Source organism: Pseudomonas sp. Z8(2022) (genome assembly GCF_025837155.1).
In the GTDB taxonomy this organism is placed as follows: domain Bacteria; phylum Pseudomonadota; class Gammaproteobacteria; order Pseudomonadales; family Pseudomonadaceae; genus Aquipseudomonas.
This window is the reverse complement of sequence record NZ_CP107549.1, coordinates 2,814,712-2,833,577: the sequence shown is the minus strand read 5'-3', so window position 1 is coordinate 2,833,577 and position 18,866 is coordinate 2,814,712. Positions and strand designations below refer to the sequence as shown.

Genomic DNA, 18,866 nt, shown 5'->3' with positions numbered 1-18,866 from the left:
TGTCACGACCCAGGCCGTGCGCTTCATGCCTTCGTGCCCAGCTCTTGTGCCTTGCGCAACCAGTTCTGACGCTGCTCTTCGCTGGATGGACGCACCGGGGAGAATTCGCTCAGGCGGCGGGTCCTGATACCGCAGAAACCGAGGATGGTGCGCACCATTTGCCGATGTGCCGGAGCGCCATAGACCCAGCGGAAATACCAGCGCGGCGTGTCCATGGTCACCAGCAGCTCGGCGCTGCGGCCGCTGAGCAGTTTGTCCCAGAGCTGCGAACGGTTGCGGTACTTGAAGGCGAAACCGGGCAGGAAGACCCGGTCGAAGAAGCCCTTGAGCAGTGCAGGCAAGCCGCCCCACCAGACCGGGTAGACGAACACCAGATGCTCGGCCCAGTGAATCAGCCGCTGGGCCTCGAGCAGGTCCGGTTCCAGGCTCTGGCTCTGCTCGTAACCGTCGCGCAGTACCGGGTCGAACTGCATTTCGCCCAGTTTTATCTGGCGCACCACATGCCCCTTGCTGCGGGCGCCCTGGCTGTAAGCCTCGGCCAGGGAGTGACAGAGGCTGTCCTTCTTCGGGGTGCCGAGAATCAGCAGGATCCTCCTGCCATCGCCTTCCAGCGGCGTGGCGCCGCTCTTGCCTTCAATCATGCTGCCCGGCTCCGAGCATGTCCTGTGGTCGCACCCATTGGTCGAACTCCTCTTCAGTCAGATAACCGAGTTGCAGCGCTGCCTGGCGCAACGTATTGCCTTCGGTGTAGGCCTTCTTGGCGATCTCAGCGGCTTTGTCGTAGCCGATGTGGGGATTGAGGGCGGTCACCAGCATCAGGCCGTTCTCCAGATGTGCGGCCATCTGTGCGGCATCCGGCTTCAGGTCGGCCACGCAGTGCTGCTGGAAGTTGCGACAGCCGTCGGCGAGCAGGCGGATCGATTGCAGCAGGTTATGAATGATCACCGGCTTGAACACGTTGAGCTGCAGGTGCCCCTGGCTGGCAGCGAAGCTGATGGTGGCGTCGTTGCCCAATACCTGGCAGGCGAGCATCGACAGCGCCTCGCACTGGGTCGGGTTGACCTTGCCGGGCATGATCGAGCTGCCCGGTTCATTGGCCGGCAGACGCACTTCGGCCAAGCCCGCGCGCGGGCCGGAGCCGAGCAGACGCAGGTCGTTGGCCAGTTTCATCAAGGCCACGGCGAGGGTTTTCAGCGCGCCGGAGAGTTGCACCAGCGGCTCGTGCCCGGACAGGGCGGCGAACTTGTTCGGCGCGCTGGTCAGCGGCAGACCGGAGAGCGCTGCCAGTTCCGCGGCGATGGCTTCGGCGAACCCGGCCGGTGCATTCAGCCCGGTGCCGACGGCGGTACCGCCCTGGGCCAGTTCGCAGACCGCCGGCAGGGCTGCACGGATCGCCGCTTCGGCATGGCCGAGCTGGGCGACGAAGGCAGACAGTTCCTGACCGAAGGTGATGGGGGTGGCGTCCATCATGTGCGTGCGCCCGGTCTTGACCAGATCGGCGTGGCGCTGCGCCTGTTCCTGCAGGCCGTCACGCAGTTCGGCCAGTGCCGGCAGTAGGCAGTTACGTACGCTCTGGACGGCGGCGATGTGCATGGCCGTGGGAAAACAGTCGTTGGAGCTCTGCGCGCGGTTGACGTGGTCGTTGGGGTGTACCGGGTTCTTGCCGCCACGCTGACCCCCAGCCAGTTCGTTGGCGCGGCCGGCGATCACCTCGTTGACGTTCATGTTGCTCTGCGTGCCGCTGCCGGTCTGCCAGACCACCAGGGGAAACTGCGAGTCGTGCTGGCCTTCGAGCACTTCATCGGCAGCCTGCTCGATGAGCCGGGCGATGTCGGCCGGTAGTTCGCCGCTGCGGCTGTTGACTCGCGCAGCGGCTTTCTTGATCAATGCCAGGGCGTGCAGCACGGCCAGCGGCATGCGCTCCTGGCCGATGGCGAAGTTGATCAGCGAGCGCTGGGTTTGCGCACCCCAGTACGCTTCGTTGGGGACTTCGATGGGGCCGATGCTGTCGGTTTCGGTGCGGCTCATGGTGATCTCCGGGGCAAATTCATAGGTAGCTGGCAGTTTAGGTCGCGCCGCCGGAGACTGGTTCCGCAACTTATCTATTGCCTCGATTACCAGCGGGCGTGGGTTTCACCCAGCCATCCCAGGGCGCCATCTACCGGGACGCGTTCGCCCTTCGGACCACGCAGCACACCATCATAGTGGCCGAAGCGCTGTACGGTGTTGGCATGGGCGGGGCCGAACCTGGGACAGGCCTTGTGCAACTGGCGGGGGGTGAAGCGCAGAGATACGCGGTCGTCCTCGCTATCCAGGCGCCAGGGCGCCAGCGGCGCCTGCGAGCTGCGCACGATCTGCAGCGCGCTGTCCAACTGCTCGACTTCACCACCAAACCACAGGGCGTTTTCCGACAGGCCGCTGTGATCCAGCCAGCCACTGCCGAAGTTGCCGGCGATACCGCCAGCAGCAGCGAAGGCTGCGCGTTGCCAGTAGCTGTTCAGCGGCCAGACGCCACGGCCGAAGTCCTGCGCGGCAAAACTCTGACCGGGCACGCAGTTGTACTGCTTGCTGCCCAGTTGCAGGGTGCCGGCGGTAGGCAGGCCCAAATGGCGGCTGGTGGCATGAAAACCGCCATTTTTCAGGGGCGCCACCAGATTGACCGATTGCAGGTGGGCGGGGCGCTGAATGTCCAGGGCGATATTCAGCGGCTGACCACCGATATCGGGGGCCGATGCGGTAAGGCGCAGCCGGCCGGCGTGTTCTTCGACCCGCAGTTGCAGGCGAGAGTGGGTGAAGGAGTGGCTCTCCAGCGGCAGATCGGGTAACTGGCAGCCCAGTGCGAAAGGGCGGAATTGGGCGTGGGCGACCGACTGGCCGGTTTGCAGATCGAGAAAGTAGGCCGCGCCGTAGACGAGATAGTCGAGGTCGGCGAGGGTCAGCGAGAGCATCCATTGTGGTGTGGTGATACACCAGTGGTTCCAGCGTTTGCGCCTTCCCAGATGGCCATGCAGGGCGCAGTCCACTTGCGGGCGGCTGGACCAGCCAATGGCTTCGTCCAGCAGACGCCCCTTGCTGTCGCAGAGCGGCTGGAGCGGAAAGGGCGCAGGAGAGGTGAGGCTGGTCATCGGGCACGTCCATGTATGTGCGCAGGCTGGCGATATAAATGTCGGTTGGGAGGTGCGCACGCCTTGATGAGAACGGCGAACGTCGCGCAGGATGCCGAGCCCGTCCAAGCATGGGCAAGTACTGGCATTTTGGCAACTGACCAGTGGGTGCGCCGGTCTGCACGGGCGTTGTGAGCCAGTGCACAACTCGCATCGCTTGAGGGTTTTGGACGCAGGGCACAAAATGCGCCCACCGCAGTCTACCCAGACTCACTCATAACCCTGGACGCCTTCTCATGCTCCGTTTCTCCAAACTCTGCACCGCCATTCTGCTCAGCGCGAGCGCATCCATGGCCATGGCCGATGCTGCCAGCCACGCCGCCGATGCCGAGCGTTTTCTCAAGCTGGCCCACGCCGACAAGCTGACCGTGCCTGTGTACGGTCAGGTGCAGCAGATGTTTGCCCAGCGTTTTGCTCAGGCGCCGGACGGCAAGAAGGCGGTGCTGGAAAGCTATCAGGCCAAGGCCAACGCCGCGCTGGACAAGGCGGTGGGCTGGGACAAGCTGAAGCCGGACATGGTCAAGCTCTACACCAGCAACTTCAACGAGCAGGAGCTCAAGGACCTGATCGCCTTCTACGAATCGCCGCTGGGGCAGAAGGTGCTGCAGAAGATGCCGACCCTGACCGCACAGTCCGCGCAGATTACCCAGAGCAAGCTGGAATCCGCCGTGCCTGAAGTGAACAAGCTGCTGGCTGACATGAGCAGCGAGCTTGGCCTGCCGAAACAACCCTGATGGAGCCCAAGATGTCCAAGCAAGACCTGATCGCTGCTGCCCTTGCTGCGCTGGAACCCGAGCATCTCGAAGTGCTGGACGAGAGTCATATGCACAGCCGCGGTCTGGAAACTCACTACAAGGCAGTAATCGTCAGCCCGGCGTTCGCCGGGCTGAATGCGGTCAAGCGACATCAGAAGGTCTATGCCACCGTCGGCGAACTTATGGGGCAGATCCATGCGCTGGCGTTGCACACCTACACGCCGCAGGAGTGGTCGGCGCAGGGTGTGGCGCCTGCCTCGCCGAGCTGTCGTGGCGGCAGCAAGCACGACCATTGACTTCGCTGCGCGACGACCTGTCGCTGCGCCTGGTCCCCCGCCGGAGTGCGAGGTTTTCGTCTCTGCGGTAGAATTGCCCCGCGCCGGCCCACGCCGGCGCTTTCGTTTGAGTCGCCGGTCCGCTTCCCGGCGGATCGAGCCCAGTCCGCCCTTTACGTGGGTGACTACTGAGAGAACTGTTCATGACCGACAAGATCGTTGTCGCGGCGCTGTATAAATTCGTCTCCCTGCCGGATTACCAGGCGCTGCGCGAACCTCTGCTGCAAACCCTTATCGACAATGGCATCAAGGGCACGCTGTTGCTGGCCGAAGAAGGCATCAACGGCACCGTGTCGGGTAGTCGTACCGGCATCGATGCACTGCTCGCCTGGTTCCGCCAGGACGCGCGTCTGGCCGATATCGATCACAAGGAATCCTACTGCGACGAGCAGCCGTTCTATCGCACCAAGGTCAAGCTGAAGAAGGAAATCGTCACCCTTGGCGTGCCCGGTGTCGATCCCAACCAGCGTGTCGGCACCTACGTCGAGCCGAAGGACTGGAACGCTCTGATCAGCGACCCGGAAGTACTGTTGATCGATACCCGCAACGACTATGAAGTGTCCATCGGCACCTTCGAGGGCGCCATCGATCCCAAGACCAAGTCGTTCCGCGAATTTCCCGAGTACATCAAGGCCAACTTCGACCCGAGCAGGCACAAGAAGGTGGCGATGTTCTGCACCGGCGGCATCCGCTGCGAGAAGGCCTCCAGCTACATGCTTGGCGAGGGTTTCGAGGAGGTCTATCACCTCAAGGGCGGCATCCTCAAATACCTCGAGGAAGTGCCGCAGGAGCAGACCAAGTGGCGGGGCGACTGTTTCGTCTTCGACAACCGCGTGACCGTGCGTCATGACCTGTCCGAAGGCGACTACGACCAGTGCCATGCCTGTCGCAATCCGATCTCCGTGGAAGACCGCCAGTCCGAGTACTACAGCCCCGGCGTCAGCTGCCCGCACTGCTGGGATTCGCTGCCGGAGAAAACCCGCCAGAGCGCCCGCGAGCGGCAGAAGCAGATCGAGCTGGCGCGTCAGCGCAACCAGCCGCATCCCATTGGCCGTGACCCCCGCCAACTGAACGAGGCCTGAGCCATGGCAAGCCGCCTGCTCTACGTGATGGATCCGATGTGCTCCTGGTGCTGGGGCTTTGCCCCGGTGGTCGAAGCACTGGCCGAGCAGGCGGCGGCAGCCGGCGTGCCGTTGCAGATCGTGGCTGGCGGTTTGCGCTGCGACCAGATGGCGGTCGATGCGGCTGCGCGGGTGCGTTACCTGAGTTACTGGCAGGCGGTCAATGCCAGCACCGGGCAGCTGTTCGATTTCGACCGTGGTCTGCCGGAAGGCTTCGTCTACGACACCGAACCGGCCTGTCGCGCGCTGGTCACTGCGCGCAACCTCGACGCACTCAGCGCCTGGACGCTGCTCAAGCTGATCCAGCGCGCCTTCTACACCGAGGGCGTCGATGTCACCCAGGCCAGCGTGCTGGTGCAACTGGCCGAGCAGGCCGGAGTCCCGCGTATCGAGTTTGCCGAGGCCTTCGACAGCCTGGCCATGCAGGAGGCTACCGCTGCCGACTTCGCCTGGGTGCAGGATCTCGGTATCGCCGGTTTCCCCACGCTGCTGGCCGAGCGCGATGGACAGCTGGCGCTGCTGACCAACGGCTATCAGCCGCTCGAGGCGTTGTCTCCGCTGCTGGGCCGCTGGCTGGAGCGCGCTGCCCATGCCTGATCGGTTGAGCTGGGCAGAGATCCGTCGCCTGGCCCTGCGTCACAAGAAGGCGCTGATCCTGGCCAATCTGGTCGCCGTGCTGGCAACCCTGTGCAGCGTGCCGATTCCGCTGCTGTTGCCGCTGCTGGTGGACGAAGTGCTGCTGCACGACGGCGACGCCGCGCTCAGGGTGATGGACAACTTCCTGCCGGCCCAGTGGGAAACCGCCGCCGGTTATATCGGCCTGATGCTGCTGTTGACCCTGTTGCTGCGCGGCTCGGCGCTGATCTTCAACGTATTGCAGGCGCGCCTGTTCGCCAGACTGTCGAAGGACATCGTCTATCGCATCCGCATACGCCTGATCGAACGCCTCAGGCGCATTTCCCTCGGCGAGTACGAGAGTCTGGGCGGCGGTACGGTGACCACCCATCTGGTCACCGATCTGGACACCCTGGACAAGTTCGTCGGCGAGACCCTGAGCCGCTTTCTGGTAGCGATCCTGACCCTGGTCGGTACCTCGGCCATCCTGATCTGGATGCACTGGCAGCTGGCCTTGCTGATCCTGCTGTTCAACCCGCTGGTGATCTACGCCACCGTGCTGCTGGGCAAGAAGGTCAAGCACCTGAAGAAGCTGGAGAACGACAGCACCTCGCGCTTCACCCAGGCCTTGACCGAGACCCTTGAGGCAATTCAGGAGATACGCGCCGGCAACCGACAGGGCTACTTCCTTGGCCGTCTCGGCGGGCGCGCGCGCGAGGTGCGCGACTACGCAGTGGCTTCGCAATGGAAGAGCGACGCCTCCAATCGCGCGAGTGGCCTGTTGTTCCAGTTCGGCATCGACGTGTTTCGCGCCGCGGCGATGCTCACTGTACTGTTCTCCGACCTTTCCATCGGCCAGATGCTCGCGGTATTCAGCTACCTGTGGTTCATGATCGGCCCGGTAGAGCAACTGCTCAGCCTGCAATACGCCTTCTATGCTGCCGGCGGCGCGCTGACGCGGATCAACGAATTGCTGGCGCGCAAGGACGAACCTCAGTACGAAGGGCGTGTCGACCCGTTCAGGGGACGTGACACGGTGGGTATCGAGGTGCGCGGGCTGACCTTCGGCTATGGCGACGAACCGGTGCTGGATCGTCTCGATTTGTCCATCGATCCGGGTGAGAAGGTCGCCATCGTCGGTGCTTCCGGTGGCGGCAAGAGCACGCTGGTGCAACTGCTGCTCGGCCTGTATACGCCGCAGGCCGGCAGTATCCGCTTCGGTGGTAGCGCGCTAGAGGAGATCGGTCTGGATGGCGTGCGTGACAATGTCGCAGTGGTGTTGCAGCACCCGGCGCTGTTCAACGACACCGTGCGCGCCAATCTCACCATGGGCCGCGAGCGCAGCGACGAGGCCTGCTGGCAGGCGCTGCGCATCGCCCAGCTCCACGACACCATTGCGCAACTGCCGCAGGGCCTGGACAGCGTGGTCGGGCGCAGTGGCGTGCGGCTTTCCGGCGGGCAGCGCCAGCGCCTGGCCATTGCGCGCATGGTCCTGGCTGAACCGAAGGTGGTGATCCTCGACGAGGCCACTTCGGCGCTGGATGCCGCCACCGAGTACGCCCTGCACGAAGCGCTGGCGCAGTTTCTCGAAGGCCGCACCACGCTGATCATTGCCCACCGCCTGAGCGCGGTGAAACAGGCCGATCGGGTACTGGTATTCGATGGCGGCAGCGTTGCCGAGGATGGCGACCATCAGCAGCTGATCGCCGAAGGCGGGCTGTACGCCAAGCTGTATGGGCATTTGCAGCAGGGTTGAGGCCAAGAGTGGGCTGCGTGTTCTTCGCGGCTGAAGCGGAATGCCGCCCAGCCGCTTCTAACGGATAGCATTTGTAGGAGCAGCTTCAGCCGCGAAATGCGCAATGCTGGCTGCCCGTCCGCGCAACGAAAAGACCACGAATGCGGCGAACTTCTCAAGGTCGTTCGCAGTTGGAGCCATTCCTGCGAGTCGAGATGGGCGGATCGGGCGTTTGCCTCAAGCGCTCGCCATCAAGGCTTCGCTCAGCTCCTCGAACAGCGTCTGCACCGAGCGCAAGGCGCGGCAGTCGGGCCGGGTCAGCAGCCAAAGTTCGGTGTCGCAGCCGGCCAGGGGCGGGCCGAGTGCCTTGAGGTCGGGATGGGCGCGCAGCACGAAGTCGGGCAGGGCGGCAACGCCCAGTCCGGCGCGGGTCAGTTGGGCCACGGCGTACATGCTGCTGCAGCGATAGTTGGGCGTGACGCCCGGCAGTTCGCGCAGGCGCCAGAGCACCGTGCTGTGATCCGGCATCGCCTCGTCCGGGGCGATCCAGCTCTGACGTGTCAGGTCGCTGCGGTCCTGATCGTCGTCACGGACGCAGATCCGGTAACTCACCCTGGCCAGGCGTCGGCCCACCAGATGTTCCGGTGGCTCATTGGTCAGGCGCAGGGCGAGGTCCGCGTCGCGCCTGCTCAGGTTGGCAAAGTCATTGGAGGTTACCAGTTCCAGCGCCAGCGCCGGGTAGTTGGGCATGAACCGCGCCATTGCCGGTAGCAGCAGGCTGCTCAGCACCGCATCGGTACAGGTCAGACGCACCGTACCGCTGACCACCTGCTTGCCCAGTTCCAGGGCCACGCGCGCGGCATCCAGCGCCTGCTCGGCGCGTTCGGCCTGTTCGGCCAGGGCGCGTGCGGTTTCGCTGGGTTCGTAGCCGCGACGGCTTTTCTCGAACAGCGCCACTCCCAAAGCAGCCTCCAGCCGGCGCACGGCGCGGAACACGGTGGAGACGTCCACCTGCAGCAGGTCTGCGGCCCGCGCCAGGGAGCGACCACGCACCAGGGCGAGCACCAGGGAGAGGTCGGCGTGCTCGATTCTATATTGCATGCGTGCAATCTCTGCTTGTCTATTTGCCAATTATTGTTGCGCAGGCGCCATCTTATAGTGGCAGGTAAACCGCCATGCAAGAGGGGGATAAGCGCATGTACAGCAAGTGTCGAGTCAAGGTTGCTCTGGTGGGGGACTTCAATGCGGCGATCACCGCGCACCGGGCCATTCCCGAGGCGTTGCGTCTGGCCAGCGAGGCCCTGGGTGTGGCAGTCGAGCATGACTGGCTGGCCACCGACAGTATTCAGGATGACGCCGCGCTGATGGCCTACGACGGCATCTGGTGCGTGCCGGGCAGCCCTTATGCCTCTGCCGAGGGTGCGTTGCGCGCCATTCGTTTTGCCCGCGAACAGGGCGTGCCCTTTCTCGGTACCTGTGGCGGCTTCCAGCACGCCTTGCTGGAATACGCGCGTAACCGCCTGGGTTGGACTGACGTCGAGCACGCCGAACTGGCGTCGCAGGCGCAAACGCCCCTGATCGCTCCGCTGGCCTGTGCCTTGCTGGATGTCAGCGAACATGTTCACCTGGTGTCAGGTTCACGTATCGCCGAGCTGTACGGGGTGCGCGAGATCAGCGAGCAGTACCTGTGCCGTTATGGCCTTGCTGACGCCTTCGTCGAGCCATTGATGGCACAGGCGCTGAAGGCCTCCGGGCATGACGAGTCCGGGGCGGTGCGTGCCATCGAGCTGGAAGATCATCCGTTCTTCATTGCCACTTTGTTCCAGCCCGAGCGTGCGGCGCTGGAGGGGCGTCTGCCGCCACTGGTCGCCGGTCTGGTCGGTGCCTGTGCGGTGCAGTCGGTGCATGAGGCGCATCTGGCCATGGCCTCATGATTGCCTCTACACCGCAGCCACCCTATTACGTGGTGATCTTTACCTCGCAGCGCGCCGAGGTGGACGCCGGTTATGCAGAGGCGGCGCAGCGCATGCTGGAGCTGGCCGCGCAGCAGCCCGGCTTTCTCGGTGTGGAGTCGGCGCGCAGTGATGGCCTGGGTATCACGCTGTCCTACTGGCAGAGCGAGGAGGCCATCCGTGCCTGGCGCGAGCATGCCGAGCACAGCGCCGTGCGTGAACAGGGACGAGCCGACTGGTACGCCGCCTTTGCTACGCGGGTGGCCAAGGTCGAGCGTGCCTACAGCTTCTCGCGTTCTGCTTGAGCGCCGGCGGCAAGCCGGCAGACCGGGGTGTAAGGTTTTTCTTACGACAGGCGGGGCGTTGCCTGCATTGCGCGCCTGGCGTAACGAAAGTTTGCCACTGTTGCGCTCGACTGCTGTGTCGAAGTGTCGCAAGCCATCTTGAGAGCGCGTCTGCGCTCGGTTGTTATGAGGTTGTCCGCAGCGCATTCGTGCACTGCCATAACAATGACAATCAGGAGGCAAGATGAACGCCGTGGCCAAGATCGAGCAGCACAATCCCATCGGAACCGACGGTTTCGAGTTCGTTGAATTCACCGCACCGACTGCCGAAGGTATCGAGCAACTGCGTCAGTTGTTCACCGCCATGGGTTTCACCGAAACCGCCAAGCACCGCTCCAAAGAGGTATGGCTGTTCCAGCAGCACGACATCAACATCGTGCTCAATGGCAGCCCCACCGGCCACGTACGTGCCTTCGGCGAAAAGCATGGCCCCAGTGCCTGCGCCATGGCCTTCCGGGTCAAGAACGCCGCCCAGGCCGCCGCCTACGTCGAGCAGCAGGGGGCCAAACTGCTGGGCAGCCACGCCAACTTCGGCGAGCTGAACATTCCCTGCGTCGAAGGCATCGGCGGCTCTCTGCTGTATCTGGTCGACCGCTATGGCGACAAGAGCATCTATGACGTCGACTTCGAGTACATCGAAGGCCGCGGCCCCAACGACAATGCTGTCGGTCTGCAGTGCATCGACCACCTGACCCACAACGTGCGCCGCGGGCAGATGGACGTGTGGTCCGGCTTCTACGAGCGTATCGCCAACTTCCGCGAGATCCGCTACTTCGATATCGAAGGCAAGCTCACCGGCCTGTTCTCCCGCGCCATGACCGCGCCGTGCGGCAAGATCCGCATCCCGATCAACGAGTCGGCCGACGACAAGTCGCAGATCGAGGAATTTATCCGCGAATACCACGGTGAAGGCATCCAGCACATCGCCCTGTCCACCGACGACATCTACGCTACCGTACGTCAGTTGCGCGCCAATGGCGTGGACTTCATGACCACGCCAGACACCTACTACGAGAAGGTCGACAGCCGCGTGCCGGGCCACGGCGAGCCGCTGGACGACCTGCGCGAGCTGAACCTGCTGATCGACGGGGCGCCGGGCGATGACGGCATCCTGCTGCAGATCTTTACCAATACGGTGATCGGCCCGATCTTCTTCGAGATCATCCAGCGCAAGGGCAACCAGGGCTTCGGCGAGGGCAACTTCAAGGCCCTGTTCGAATCCATCGAGGAAGACCAGCTGCGTCGCGGTGTGATCTCCGAGGAGTGATGCCATGAGCCGTCAATGGATTCGCTTCCCCCTGCGCGAAGGCGAGTGCTCGCGCCAGGCGCATTGCGATCTGCCGCAGGGCACCTATGAGCGCGAGATGGGCCGTGAGGGATTTTTCGGCCCCACCGCGCACCTGCACCACAAGCATCCGCCCACCGGCTGGGTCGACTGGCAAGGTCCGCTGCGCCCGCATGCCTTCAACTTCAACGACATCCCGAGCGAGCGCGACTGTCCGCTGGCGGCGCCGCTGACGCTGCACAACGCCGACGTCAAGCTGCGCGTGTGGCGCACCCACGGCGCGATGCGCCATCTGGTGCGCAATGCCGACGGCGACGAGCTGCTGTTCGTCCATGAAGGCAGCGGGCATTTCTATTGCGACTTCGGCCATCTGGAATACCGCGACGGCGACTACCTGCTGATTCCGCGTGGCACCGCCTGGCGTATCGAGGCCACTACGCCGAGCTATTTCCTGCTGATCGAGAACACCGACGGCGCCTACCAGTTGCCGGACAAGGGGCTGCTCGGTCCGCAGGCGATCTTCGACCTGGCGGTGCTGGAGCATCCGCATATCGATGACGCCTTCAAGGCGCAGCAGGACGAGAACACCTGGCAGATCCGCATCAAGCGACGCGGCCAGATCAGCACCGTGACCTACCCGTTCAACCCGCTGGACGTGGTCGGCTGGCATGGCGACAACACCGTGGTGCGCCTGAACTGGCGCGACATTCGCCCGCTGATCAGTCATCGCTACCACCTGCCGCCGTCGGTGCATACCACCTTCGTCGCCAATGGCTTCGTCATCTGCACCTTCACCCCACGGCCGGTGGAGTCCGACCCGGGCGCACTCAAGGTGCCGTTCTTCCACAACAACGACGACTATGACGAGGTGCTGTTCTATCACCGTGGCAATTTCTTCAGCCGCGACAACATCGAGCAGGGCATGGTCACCCTGCACCCGTGCGGCTTCCCACACGGTCCGCACCCCAAGGCGCTGAAGAAGAGCCAGGAGGACCCGGCCACCTTCATCGACGAGGTGGCGGTCATGATCGACACCCGTCGCGCCCTGGAGGTGAGCGATAGCGCCGCAGCGGTGGACGTGGCCGAGTACGTCAACTCCTGGCGTGCACCGGGGCTGTAACCGTTCGCCGACTCTGATTGCAACGGTGCGCATCGCGCACCTTACGAGGTTTGAGCATGAAACTCGCATCACTGAACCAAGGCCGCGATGGCGTGCTGATCGTCGTCTCCCGCGATCTGACCCGCGCCGTACTCGTGCCACAGATCGCCATTACCCTGCAGGCTGCGCTGGACGACTGGGCCGTCGCCCGGCCCAGGCTGGAGGCGGTCTATCAGCGGCTCAATGACGGGCTGGAAGAGGGCGCTTTCGAATTCGATCAGGCGGCCTGTCACAGCCCGCTGCCACGCGCCTATCACTGGGCCGACGGCAGCGCCTACGTCAACCACGTCGAACTGGTGCGCAAGGCTCGTGGCGCCGAGATGCCGGAATCGTTCTGGCACGACCCGCTGATGTACCAGGGTGGCGCCGATGCCTTCATCCCGCCGCACAGCCCGATCCGCCTGGCCGACGAAGCCTGGGGCATCGATCTGGAGGCCGAGCTGGCGGTGATCACCGACGACGTGCCTATGGGCGCCACGCCGGCCGAAGCGGGCGGGCATATCCGCCTGCTGATGCTGGTCAACGACGTTTCGCTGCGCAACCTGATCCCCGGCGAACTGGCCAAGGGCTTCGGCTTCTACCAGAGCAAGCCGTCGTCGAGTTTCTCGCCGGTGGCCATTACCCCGGACGAACTCGGCGAAAGCTGGAAGGACGGCAAGGTGCATCGACCGCTGGTATCGCATATCAACGGCGCGCTGTTCGGCCAGCCGAACGCCGGTGTGGACATGACCTTCAACTTCCCGACCCTGGTGGCTCACGCTGCCAAGACCCGACCGCTGGGCGCCGGCACGATCATCGGTTCGGGCACCGTGTCCAACTATGACCGCAGCGCCGGCTCCAGCTGCCTGGCGGAGAAGCGCATGCTGGAGATCGTCGAGCAGGGCGAGGCGAAAACGCCGTTCCTCAAGTTCGGCGACCGGGTGCGCATCGAGATGTTCGACGCAGCTGGCCAGAGCATCTTCGGGGCCATCGATCAGGTGGTGGAAAAGTACGACGCCCACTGATCGGTAGGAGCGGCTTTAGCCGCGATTCGCCAGCAGTCGCTTAAAGCATCGCGGCTGAAGCCGCTCCTACGCAGTTTGCGTTTCGAAAGGAACTCGCAATGTTGAAACTCTACGGCTACTGGCGCTCCAGCGCCGCCTACCGTGTACGCATCGCATTGAACCTCAAGGGCCTGGCCTATGAGCAGGTGCCGGTGCATCTGCTCAAGGATGGCGGTCAGCAGCACGGCGCCGACTACCGGGCGCTGAACCCGCAGGGACTGCTGCCGCTTTTGCTGGACGAGGAGAACGGTGGCGTACGCATCGCCCAGTCCCTGGCGATCATCGAATACCTAGAGGAGATCTTCCCGGTGCCGGCGCTGTTGCCGGCCGATCCTGCCGAGCGTGCTCGGGTGCGGGCGCTGGCCCTGCATCTGGCTTGCGACGTGCACCCGCTGAACAACCTGCGGGTGCTGCAGTATCTGAGCAATGAACTGGGTGTTGCCGATGAGGCGAAGAACGCCTGGTACCGGCACTGGGTCGCGCTCGGCCTGGCGGCGGTGGAGCAGGGGCTGGCCGCATTCGACGGGCGTCTGTCGCTCGGTGAGCGGCCTGGATATCTGGAGGCCTGCCTGATTCCGCAGCTGTATAATGCGCGGCGTTTTAACTGTGACCTTGCCGCGTACCCACGCATCGTCGCCATGGCGGCGCGCTGTGAACCCCTGGAGGCCTTCAAAATGGCCGCGCCGGAGGTACAAGCCGACGCCCAGTGACACTCCCGGCTTCACCCAAGCCTTGCATTCCGCTGCGCCACGAGCGCGGCGGGTCCGATTCCGTCACAGATAAAAACAAGCAGGTGACGCATGACCCGTGAAAAACCGAAGAACCTCTGGCTCTCGCGCTGGGGCTTCATCCTCGCTGCAACCGGCTCCGCCGTGGGCCTGGGCAACATCTGGAAATTCCCCTACATCACCGGTGAGTACGGCGGCGGCGCTTTCGTGCTGATGTATCTGGCGTGCATCCTGGCTATCGGTATTCCGGTGATGATGACCGAGATCGCCATCGGCCGCCGTGGCCGTGGCAGCCCCATCGATGCCATTGGCCGCGTGGTTCGCGAGAACGGTGGCAATCCGTTGTGGAAAGTGCTCGGTGGCATGGCCATGCTCGCCGGTTTCATGATCCTGTGCTTCTACGTGGTGGTGGCCGGCTGGGCCTTCGCCTATACGTGGAAGATGCTTGACGGTTCGCTGGCGGCTACCAGTGTCGAGGCGCTTGGCGGTGTGTTCGAGGCGCATAACGCCAATCCCTGGCAGCTCGGTGGCTGGAGCGTGCTGGTGGCGCTGCTGACCCTGTGGATCGTGGCCAAAGGTGTGCAGAAGGGGATCGAGAGCGCGGTACGCTGGATGATGCCGGGCCTGGCCCTGATGCTCATCGTGCTGGTCGGCTACGCCTTCACCAGCGGCAGTTTCAGCGCTGGCTTCGGTTTCCTGTTCCACTTCGATGCGTCAAAGATCACCGGCGAGGCGTTGCTGGCTGCTCTGGGCCATGCCTTCTTCACCCTCAGCCTGGCTTCGGGGGCGATCCTCACGTACGGCTCGTACATTCCCGATGGTCAATCCATCGCCCGTACCACCTTCCTGGTTGCCATCTGCGATACCTGTGTAGCGCTGCTGGCCGGTCTGGCGATCTTCCCGATCATCTTCGCCAACGGCATGAGCCCGAGCGCCGGACCGGGGCTGATCTTCATGAGCCTGCCGCTGGCTTTCCAGCAAATGCCTTTCGGTACCGCATTCGGCGTGCTGTTCTTCGCCATGGTGTCGATTGCTGCGCTGACTTCGGCCATCTCGATGATCGAGGCCACGGTTGCCTACCTGAACGAGAAGCACGGCATCAGCCGTCTGCGCGCGGCCGTCGGGGCCGGTGCGGTGCTGCTGGTGATCAGCCTGCTGGCGATGCTGTCGTTCAACTTGCTGGCGGGCTGGACGCCGCTGGGCAAGAACTTCTTCGACTGGCTGGACTACCTGACATCGCGCTGGATGATGCCGCTCGGTGGCATCTTCATGGTGGTACTCGCCGGCTATTCACTGCGTGGCGAGATCATGCGTGATGAGCTGGGCCTGCCTCCCGCCGGCTATGCCCTGTGGCTGTTCATGGTGCGTTACGTCAGCCCGGTGCTGATCATGGTGGTCTTCCTGCATGCGCTGGGTTGGCTGATGTTCGATCCGGTTGTGCAGTGGTACTGGATCGCGGGTGCCATCGGCTTGCTTGCTGTGGCCGGTGAGATTCTGCGGCCACGGGTGATGCCGGTGCTCGCCGGCCGCTGATTGCAGCTAGAGTCAAAGGGGCGCAGCTTCGACAGAGGCTGCGCCTTTTTTATTGGCAGCGATGAAATAGGCGAGATCTCGCCAGGGGGCAGTCCGCTATAGGCGGATCATTGCCGGTCTGCGCGGCGACATTGGTTACGCGGAGAAAACCGGGGTTGGCGAATTGCCAGCACTCAAGCGGTGCCGCTGTCCTGCCGATAAATCGAATTCGATGTGGCATAGCAGTTGCGTAGCCAGTCGATCAGGTCGTGCTCACGAGGCGCGGCTGTATAAGAAAAAACTGGAGTTACCTTTTATGCTCAAGCCTGCCTTACGCTACTTCGCCAACCTTGCCGTGGGCAAGAAACTTCTCATCGGTTTTGGTCTGGTGCTACTGCTTACCGCCGCCATGACGGTCAGCGGCTATCGGGCCGTCCAGGCAGTGTTGAAAGGGCACGAGCAGGTCGGGCAACTGGCCGAGGTGAACCAGGAAATTCTTCAGGCGCGTCGTCTGGAACGAACTTTCGCCATCGAACAGACCGGGGAAAGTGCCGCTCTGGTGCGCGAGAGTCTGCTCAAGGTGCAGGACATGCTCGAGCATCTGAGCAAGGATGCCATCGAAAGCACCCGTGTGCAGACGATGCAGCAGGCCACCGCCGAGTATCTGAAACAGTTCGACAACTATGTCGAGCAGCAGGCCAAGGCGCGCGAAGCCCGTCAGGACATGCGCACTGCTGCAGCGGAAGCCCGCGATCAGTTCGAAGTGATCGAGATGGACATGTACGACGCGGTGCGAGAGTTGCGTCTGCAAGGAGATCGTCTGCGTGGCAGTGACCCACTGACCCTGGCAGAGACTGCATCCGGTCTCAGCAAACGCATGCTGGACCTCCGTGGCCAGGAAAGCCTCTACATCATCGATGGTTCGCCCGACGCTCTGGAGGAATGGGAGTATGTCAGCGAGGACCTGCAGACTGTCGCGCGCAGCCTGACCGTCTGGCTCGAAGAGAATCAGAAAGCCGCTATCGAAACCGCCTTGCAGGCACTGACCCTCTATCAGCGTTCCTTCCTTTACTACCAGCAGCTGCATGAGCAGAACCAGGCCACCGAGAAAGCCATGATCGAGCGTGCGCGTTCGGTCGTCGATCTCGCGGAGTCGGCTCAGGCCAGTGCCGAAACCCGCATGCTCGCCAATACCCAGCGTGGCCTGGTGATGCTCGGCATCATGGGTGTTGCTGCCGTGGTGCTGGGCTTGTGCGCTGCACTGCTGATTACCCGTCTGATCGTCGCGCCATTACGGCAAACGGTGACCTTCGCCCAGCGCATCGCTGCCGGGGATCTCAGCCAGGACATCCCGCAGGAGCGTCATGACGAAGTGGGGCAATTGCTTGCCGCCATGCAGGACATGACCGTCAGCCTGCGCAATCTGGTCAGCCGCATTGGTGGCGGTGTCGGGCAGATCGCTGCAGCAGCCGAGCAGCTCTCTTCGATCACCGCGCAGACCAGCGCCGGTGTGCAGACGCAGAAACTGGAGACCGAACAGACAGCCACCGCCATGCACCAGATGGCGGCCACCGTGCAGGAAGTGGCGCAGAATGCTGAGCAGGCCTCGTTGGCGGCGCGGGATGCCGACCTGGAGGCGCAGCAGGGCAATCGGGTGGTGCAGCAGGCTGTGGATCAGATCGACAGTCTGGCCACTGAAGTGGAACAGTCGGCCAAGGCCATCGCCGATCTGAATCAGGAAAGCGCGCGTATCGGTAGCGTGCTGGAGGTGATTCGCAACGTGGCCGAGCAGACCAATCTGCTGGCGCTCAATGCGGCCATCGAAGCGGCTCGGGCCGGCGAACAGGGCCGCGGATTCGCCGTGGTTGCCGACGAGGTTCGCGCGCTGGCCAAGCGTGCGCAAGACAGCACCGAGGAGATCGAGAGCCTGATCGCCGGTCTGCAGCGCATGGCCAGGGGCGCTGTGCAGCAGATGGACAGCAGTCGCGATCTTACCCGCCGTACCGTCGAACTGGCCGGTGAAGCGGGCGATGCCCTGGGCCGTATTACCCAGGCGGTCAGCACCATCGAACAGATGAACCAGCAGATCGCGGCTGCAGCCGAGGAGCAGAGTGCAGTGGCCGATGCGATCAACGAGAGTGTGACCCGGGTACGTGACATTGGTGAGCAGAGCGCCGCGGCCAGCGAGCAGACTGCCTCTTCCAGTGCCGAACTGGCGCGCCTGGGTGTGGAGCTGCAGGAGTTGGTCAGGCAGTTTCGTACCTGATTCCGATCGCCTGCCGCGCCTTTGAGGGCGCAGGCAGGCGGCTGATCAGGCTGCCGGGATGAAGCGCTGGCCTGATATCGCCGGATGAAAGAGAGGCTGGATCTTGTTGCCGGCAGGGTCCAGCACGTGAAAGCTGCGGGCGCCGTCACCATGGTCGAAGGGGCGATCCAGCATCCTTACCCCGCGTGCCTCGAGGTAGTGATACCAGGCATTCAGCTCCTCTATGCTGTCGACGATGAAACCGTAATGATCGACCAGCGGCACGCCGTGGCTTTCGGCGTAGGCGCGGCCGAGCGAGAGGTTGTCGTTGCCGCAGGTCAGATAGACCAGATCCTCGTTGGCGCGGTGCAGCACCTGCATGCCCAGCACGTCCACGTAGAAGCGCTCGCATTCCTCCAGGTTAGGCACCAGCAGGGCCAGATGGCGCAGGCCATTGAGGCGTGACGGGCGTTCGATCATTTTTTGTGCTCCATTATGTATACAATTATTTTTCAAATATAAGACATAAAGGAGTCTGCTGTGTACGTCCTGTTGCTCAAGACCCAGCTCAAACCCGGTAGCTACGATGCCTTCATGGCTGCCATGCGCGTCAACGCCGCTGCCTCTGTGCGTGATGAACCGGGTTGCCAGACCTTCGACGTGATGCGTGATCGCAGCGATCCCGATCTGCTCTGGCTATATGAGGTATATGTCGATGAAGCAGCTTTCGAGGCGCATACGCAGAGCGCGCATTTCCTTGCCAGCCGTCCCCTGGTTGAGCCGCTGATCGAGCATCAGGAGGCCATCGAGGCCGATATGCTGGCGCTCAATCCTTCACGTTGAGGGGGCGGCAGGTGCGGGCGCATGGCAGCG

At 63.4% G+C, this 18,866-nt stretch carries 19 protein-coding genes and 1 pseudogene; 15 read left to right on the top strand and 5 right to left on the bottom strand.

What is annotated here, in order from left to right:
• Positions 1-23: 23 nt before the first annotated feature.
• The 3 genes from OEG79_RS13460 to OEG79_RS13450 form a co-directional block, all read right to left on the bottom strand.
• Entirely contained in the window at positions 24-641 is a 618-nt protein-coding gene (locus tag OEG79_RS13460) for an NAD(P)H-dependent oxidoreductase (protein WP_264145503.1), read from the bottom strand.
• Complete coding sequence (locus OEG79_RS13455) at positions 634-2,028, bottom strand: class II fumarate hydratase (protein ID WP_264145502.1); 1,395 nt, start codon at positions 2,026-2,028, stop codon at positions 634-636. The genes OEG79_RS13460 and OEG79_RS13455 overlap by 8 nt, the downstream gene beginning before the upstream one ends.
• Positions 2,029-2,114: 86 nt before the next feature.
• The gene (locus OEG79_RS13450) at positions 2,115-3,125 is read right to left on the bottom strand and encodes a DUF2804 domain-containing protein (protein ID WP_264145501.1); all 1,011 of its coding nucleotides are present in this window, start codon (positions 3,123-3,125) and stop codon (positions 2,115-2,117) included.
• A 275-nt stretch (positions 3,126-3,400) separates the two neighbouring features.
• Here OEG79_RS13450 and OEG79_RS13445 point away from each other — a divergent pair, with 275 nt between their 5' ends.
• From OEG79_RS13445 to OEG79_RS13425, 5 genes are all read left to right on the top strand, one after another.
• A complete protein-coding gene (locus OEG79_RS13445) occupies positions 3,401-3,898 on the top strand; it encodes a DUF2059 domain-containing protein (protein ID WP_264145500.1) in 498 nt (165 codons plus the stop codon).
• Positions 3,899-3,909: 11 nt separating this feature from the next.
• Positions 3,910-4,215 carry a BolA family protein gene (locus tag OEG79_RS13440; protein WP_264145499.1) on the top strand — a complete coding sequence of 102 codons (306 nt, stop codon included), beginning with the start codon at positions 3,910-3,912 and terminating at the stop codon, positions 4,213-4,215.
• Between the two features lie 182 nt (positions 4,216-4,397).
• The gene (locus tag OEG79_RS13435; RefSeq protein ID WP_264145498.1) at positions 4,398-5,336 is read left to right on the top strand and encodes a rhodanese-related sulfurtransferase; all 939 of its coding nucleotides are present in this window, start codon (positions 4,398-4,400) and stop codon (positions 5,334-5,336) included.
• A gap of 3 nt (positions 5,337-5,339) precedes the next feature.
• Entirely contained in the window at positions 5,340-5,972 is a 633-nt protein-coding gene (locus tag OEG79_RS13430) for a DsbA family protein (protein WP_264145497.1), read from the top strand.
• Entirely contained in the window at positions 5,965-7,746 is a 1,782-nt protein-coding gene (locus OEG79_RS13425; RefSeq protein WP_264145496.1) for an ABC transporter ATP-binding protein, read from the top strand. Before OEG79_RS13430 ends, OEG79_RS13425 begins: the two co-directional genes overlap by 8 nt.
• Before the next feature lie 216 nt (positions 7,747-7,962).
• Here OEG79_RS13425 and OEG79_RS13420 read toward each other — a convergent pair whose 3' ends face one another.
• Positions 7,963-8,826, bottom strand: a complete 864-nt coding sequence (locus tag OEG79_RS13420; protein ID WP_264145495.1) for a LysR family transcriptional regulator — start codon at positions 8,824-8,826, stop codon at positions 7,963-7,965.
• 95 nt (positions 8,827-8,921) lie between these two features.
• Between OEG79_RS13420 and OEG79_RS13415 the strand changes: the two genes are divergently transcribed.
• The 9 genes and pseudogenes from OEG79_RS13415 to OEG79_RS21320 all read left to right on the top strand — a co-directional run bounded on the left by OEG79_RS13415 (position 8,922) and on the right by OEG79_RS21320 (position 18,014).
• On the top strand, positions 8,922-9,659 hold the full coding sequence (locus OEG79_RS13415; RefSeq protein ID WP_264145494.1) for a CTP synthase: 738 nt from the start codon (positions 8,922-8,924) through the stop codon (positions 9,657-9,659).
• Positions 9,656-9,982: an antibiotic biosynthesis monooxygenase family protein gene (locus OEG79_RS13410; RefSeq protein WP_264145493.1), complete on the top strand. Its 327-nt coding sequence runs from the start codon at positions 9,656-9,658 to the stop codon at positions 9,980-9,982. The genes OEG79_RS13415 and OEG79_RS13410 overlap by 4 nt, the downstream gene beginning before the upstream one ends.
• Before the next feature lie 223 nt (positions 9,983-10,205).
• Positions 10,206-11,288, top strand: a complete 1,083-nt coding sequence (gene hppD, locus OEG79_RS13405) for a 4-hydroxyphenylpyruvate dioxygenase (protein WP_264145492.1) — start codon at positions 10,206-10,208, stop codon at positions 11,286-11,288.
• Between the two features lie 4 nt (positions 11,289-11,292).
• Positions 11,293-12,426: a homogentisate 1,2-dioxygenase gene (locus OEG79_RS13400; protein ID WP_264145491.1), complete on the top strand. Its 1,134-nt coding sequence runs from the start codon at positions 11,293-11,295 to the stop codon at positions 12,424-12,426.
• A gap of 56 nt (positions 12,427-12,482) precedes the next feature.
• Positions 12,483-13,469, top strand: a complete 987-nt coding sequence (locus tag OEG79_RS13395) for a fumarylacetoacetate hydrolase family protein (protein WP_264145490.1) — start codon at positions 12,483-12,485, stop codon at positions 13,467-13,469.
• A 98-nt stretch (positions 13,470-13,567) separates the two neighbouring features.
• Positions 13,568-14,218: a maleylacetoacetate isomerase gene (gene maiA / locus OEG79_RS13390; protein ID WP_264145489.1), complete on the top strand. Its 651-nt coding sequence runs from the start codon at positions 13,568-13,570 to the stop codon at positions 14,216-14,218.
• Positions 14,219-14,308: 90 nt separating this feature from the next.
• The gene (locus OEG79_RS13385; RefSeq protein ID WP_264145488.1) at positions 14,309-15,769 is read left to right on the top strand and encodes a sodium-dependent transporter; all 1,461 of its coding nucleotides are present in this window, start codon (positions 14,309-14,311) and stop codon (positions 15,767-15,769) included.
• 211 nt (positions 15,770-15,980) lie between these two features.
• Positions 15,981-17,108, top strand: a pseudogene (locus OEG79_RS21325) (methyl-accepting chemotaxis protein); the annotation flags it as partial.
• A 33-nt stretch (positions 17,109-17,141) separates the two neighbouring features.
• Complete coding sequence (locus tag OEG79_RS21320; RefSeq protein WP_413247545.1) at positions 17,142-18,014, top strand: methyl-accepting chemotaxis protein; 873 nt, start codon at positions 17,142-17,144, stop codon at positions 18,012-18,014.
• A 45-nt stretch (positions 18,015-18,059) separates the two neighbouring features.
• Here OEG79_RS21320 and OEG79_RS13375 read toward each other — a convergent pair whose 3' ends face one another.
• Entirely contained in the window at positions 18,060-18,473 is a 414-nt protein-coding gene (locus OEG79_RS13375) for a VOC family protein (protein ID WP_264145486.1), read from the bottom strand.
• 60 nt (positions 18,474-18,533) lie between these two features.
• Between OEG79_RS13375 and OEG79_RS13370 the strand changes: the two genes are divergently transcribed.
• A complete protein-coding gene (locus tag OEG79_RS13370; protein ID WP_264145485.1) occupies positions 18,534-18,836 on the top strand; it encodes a putative quinol monooxygenase in 303 nt (100 codons plus the stop codon).
• Positions 18,837-18,866 lie beyond the last annotated feature (30 nt).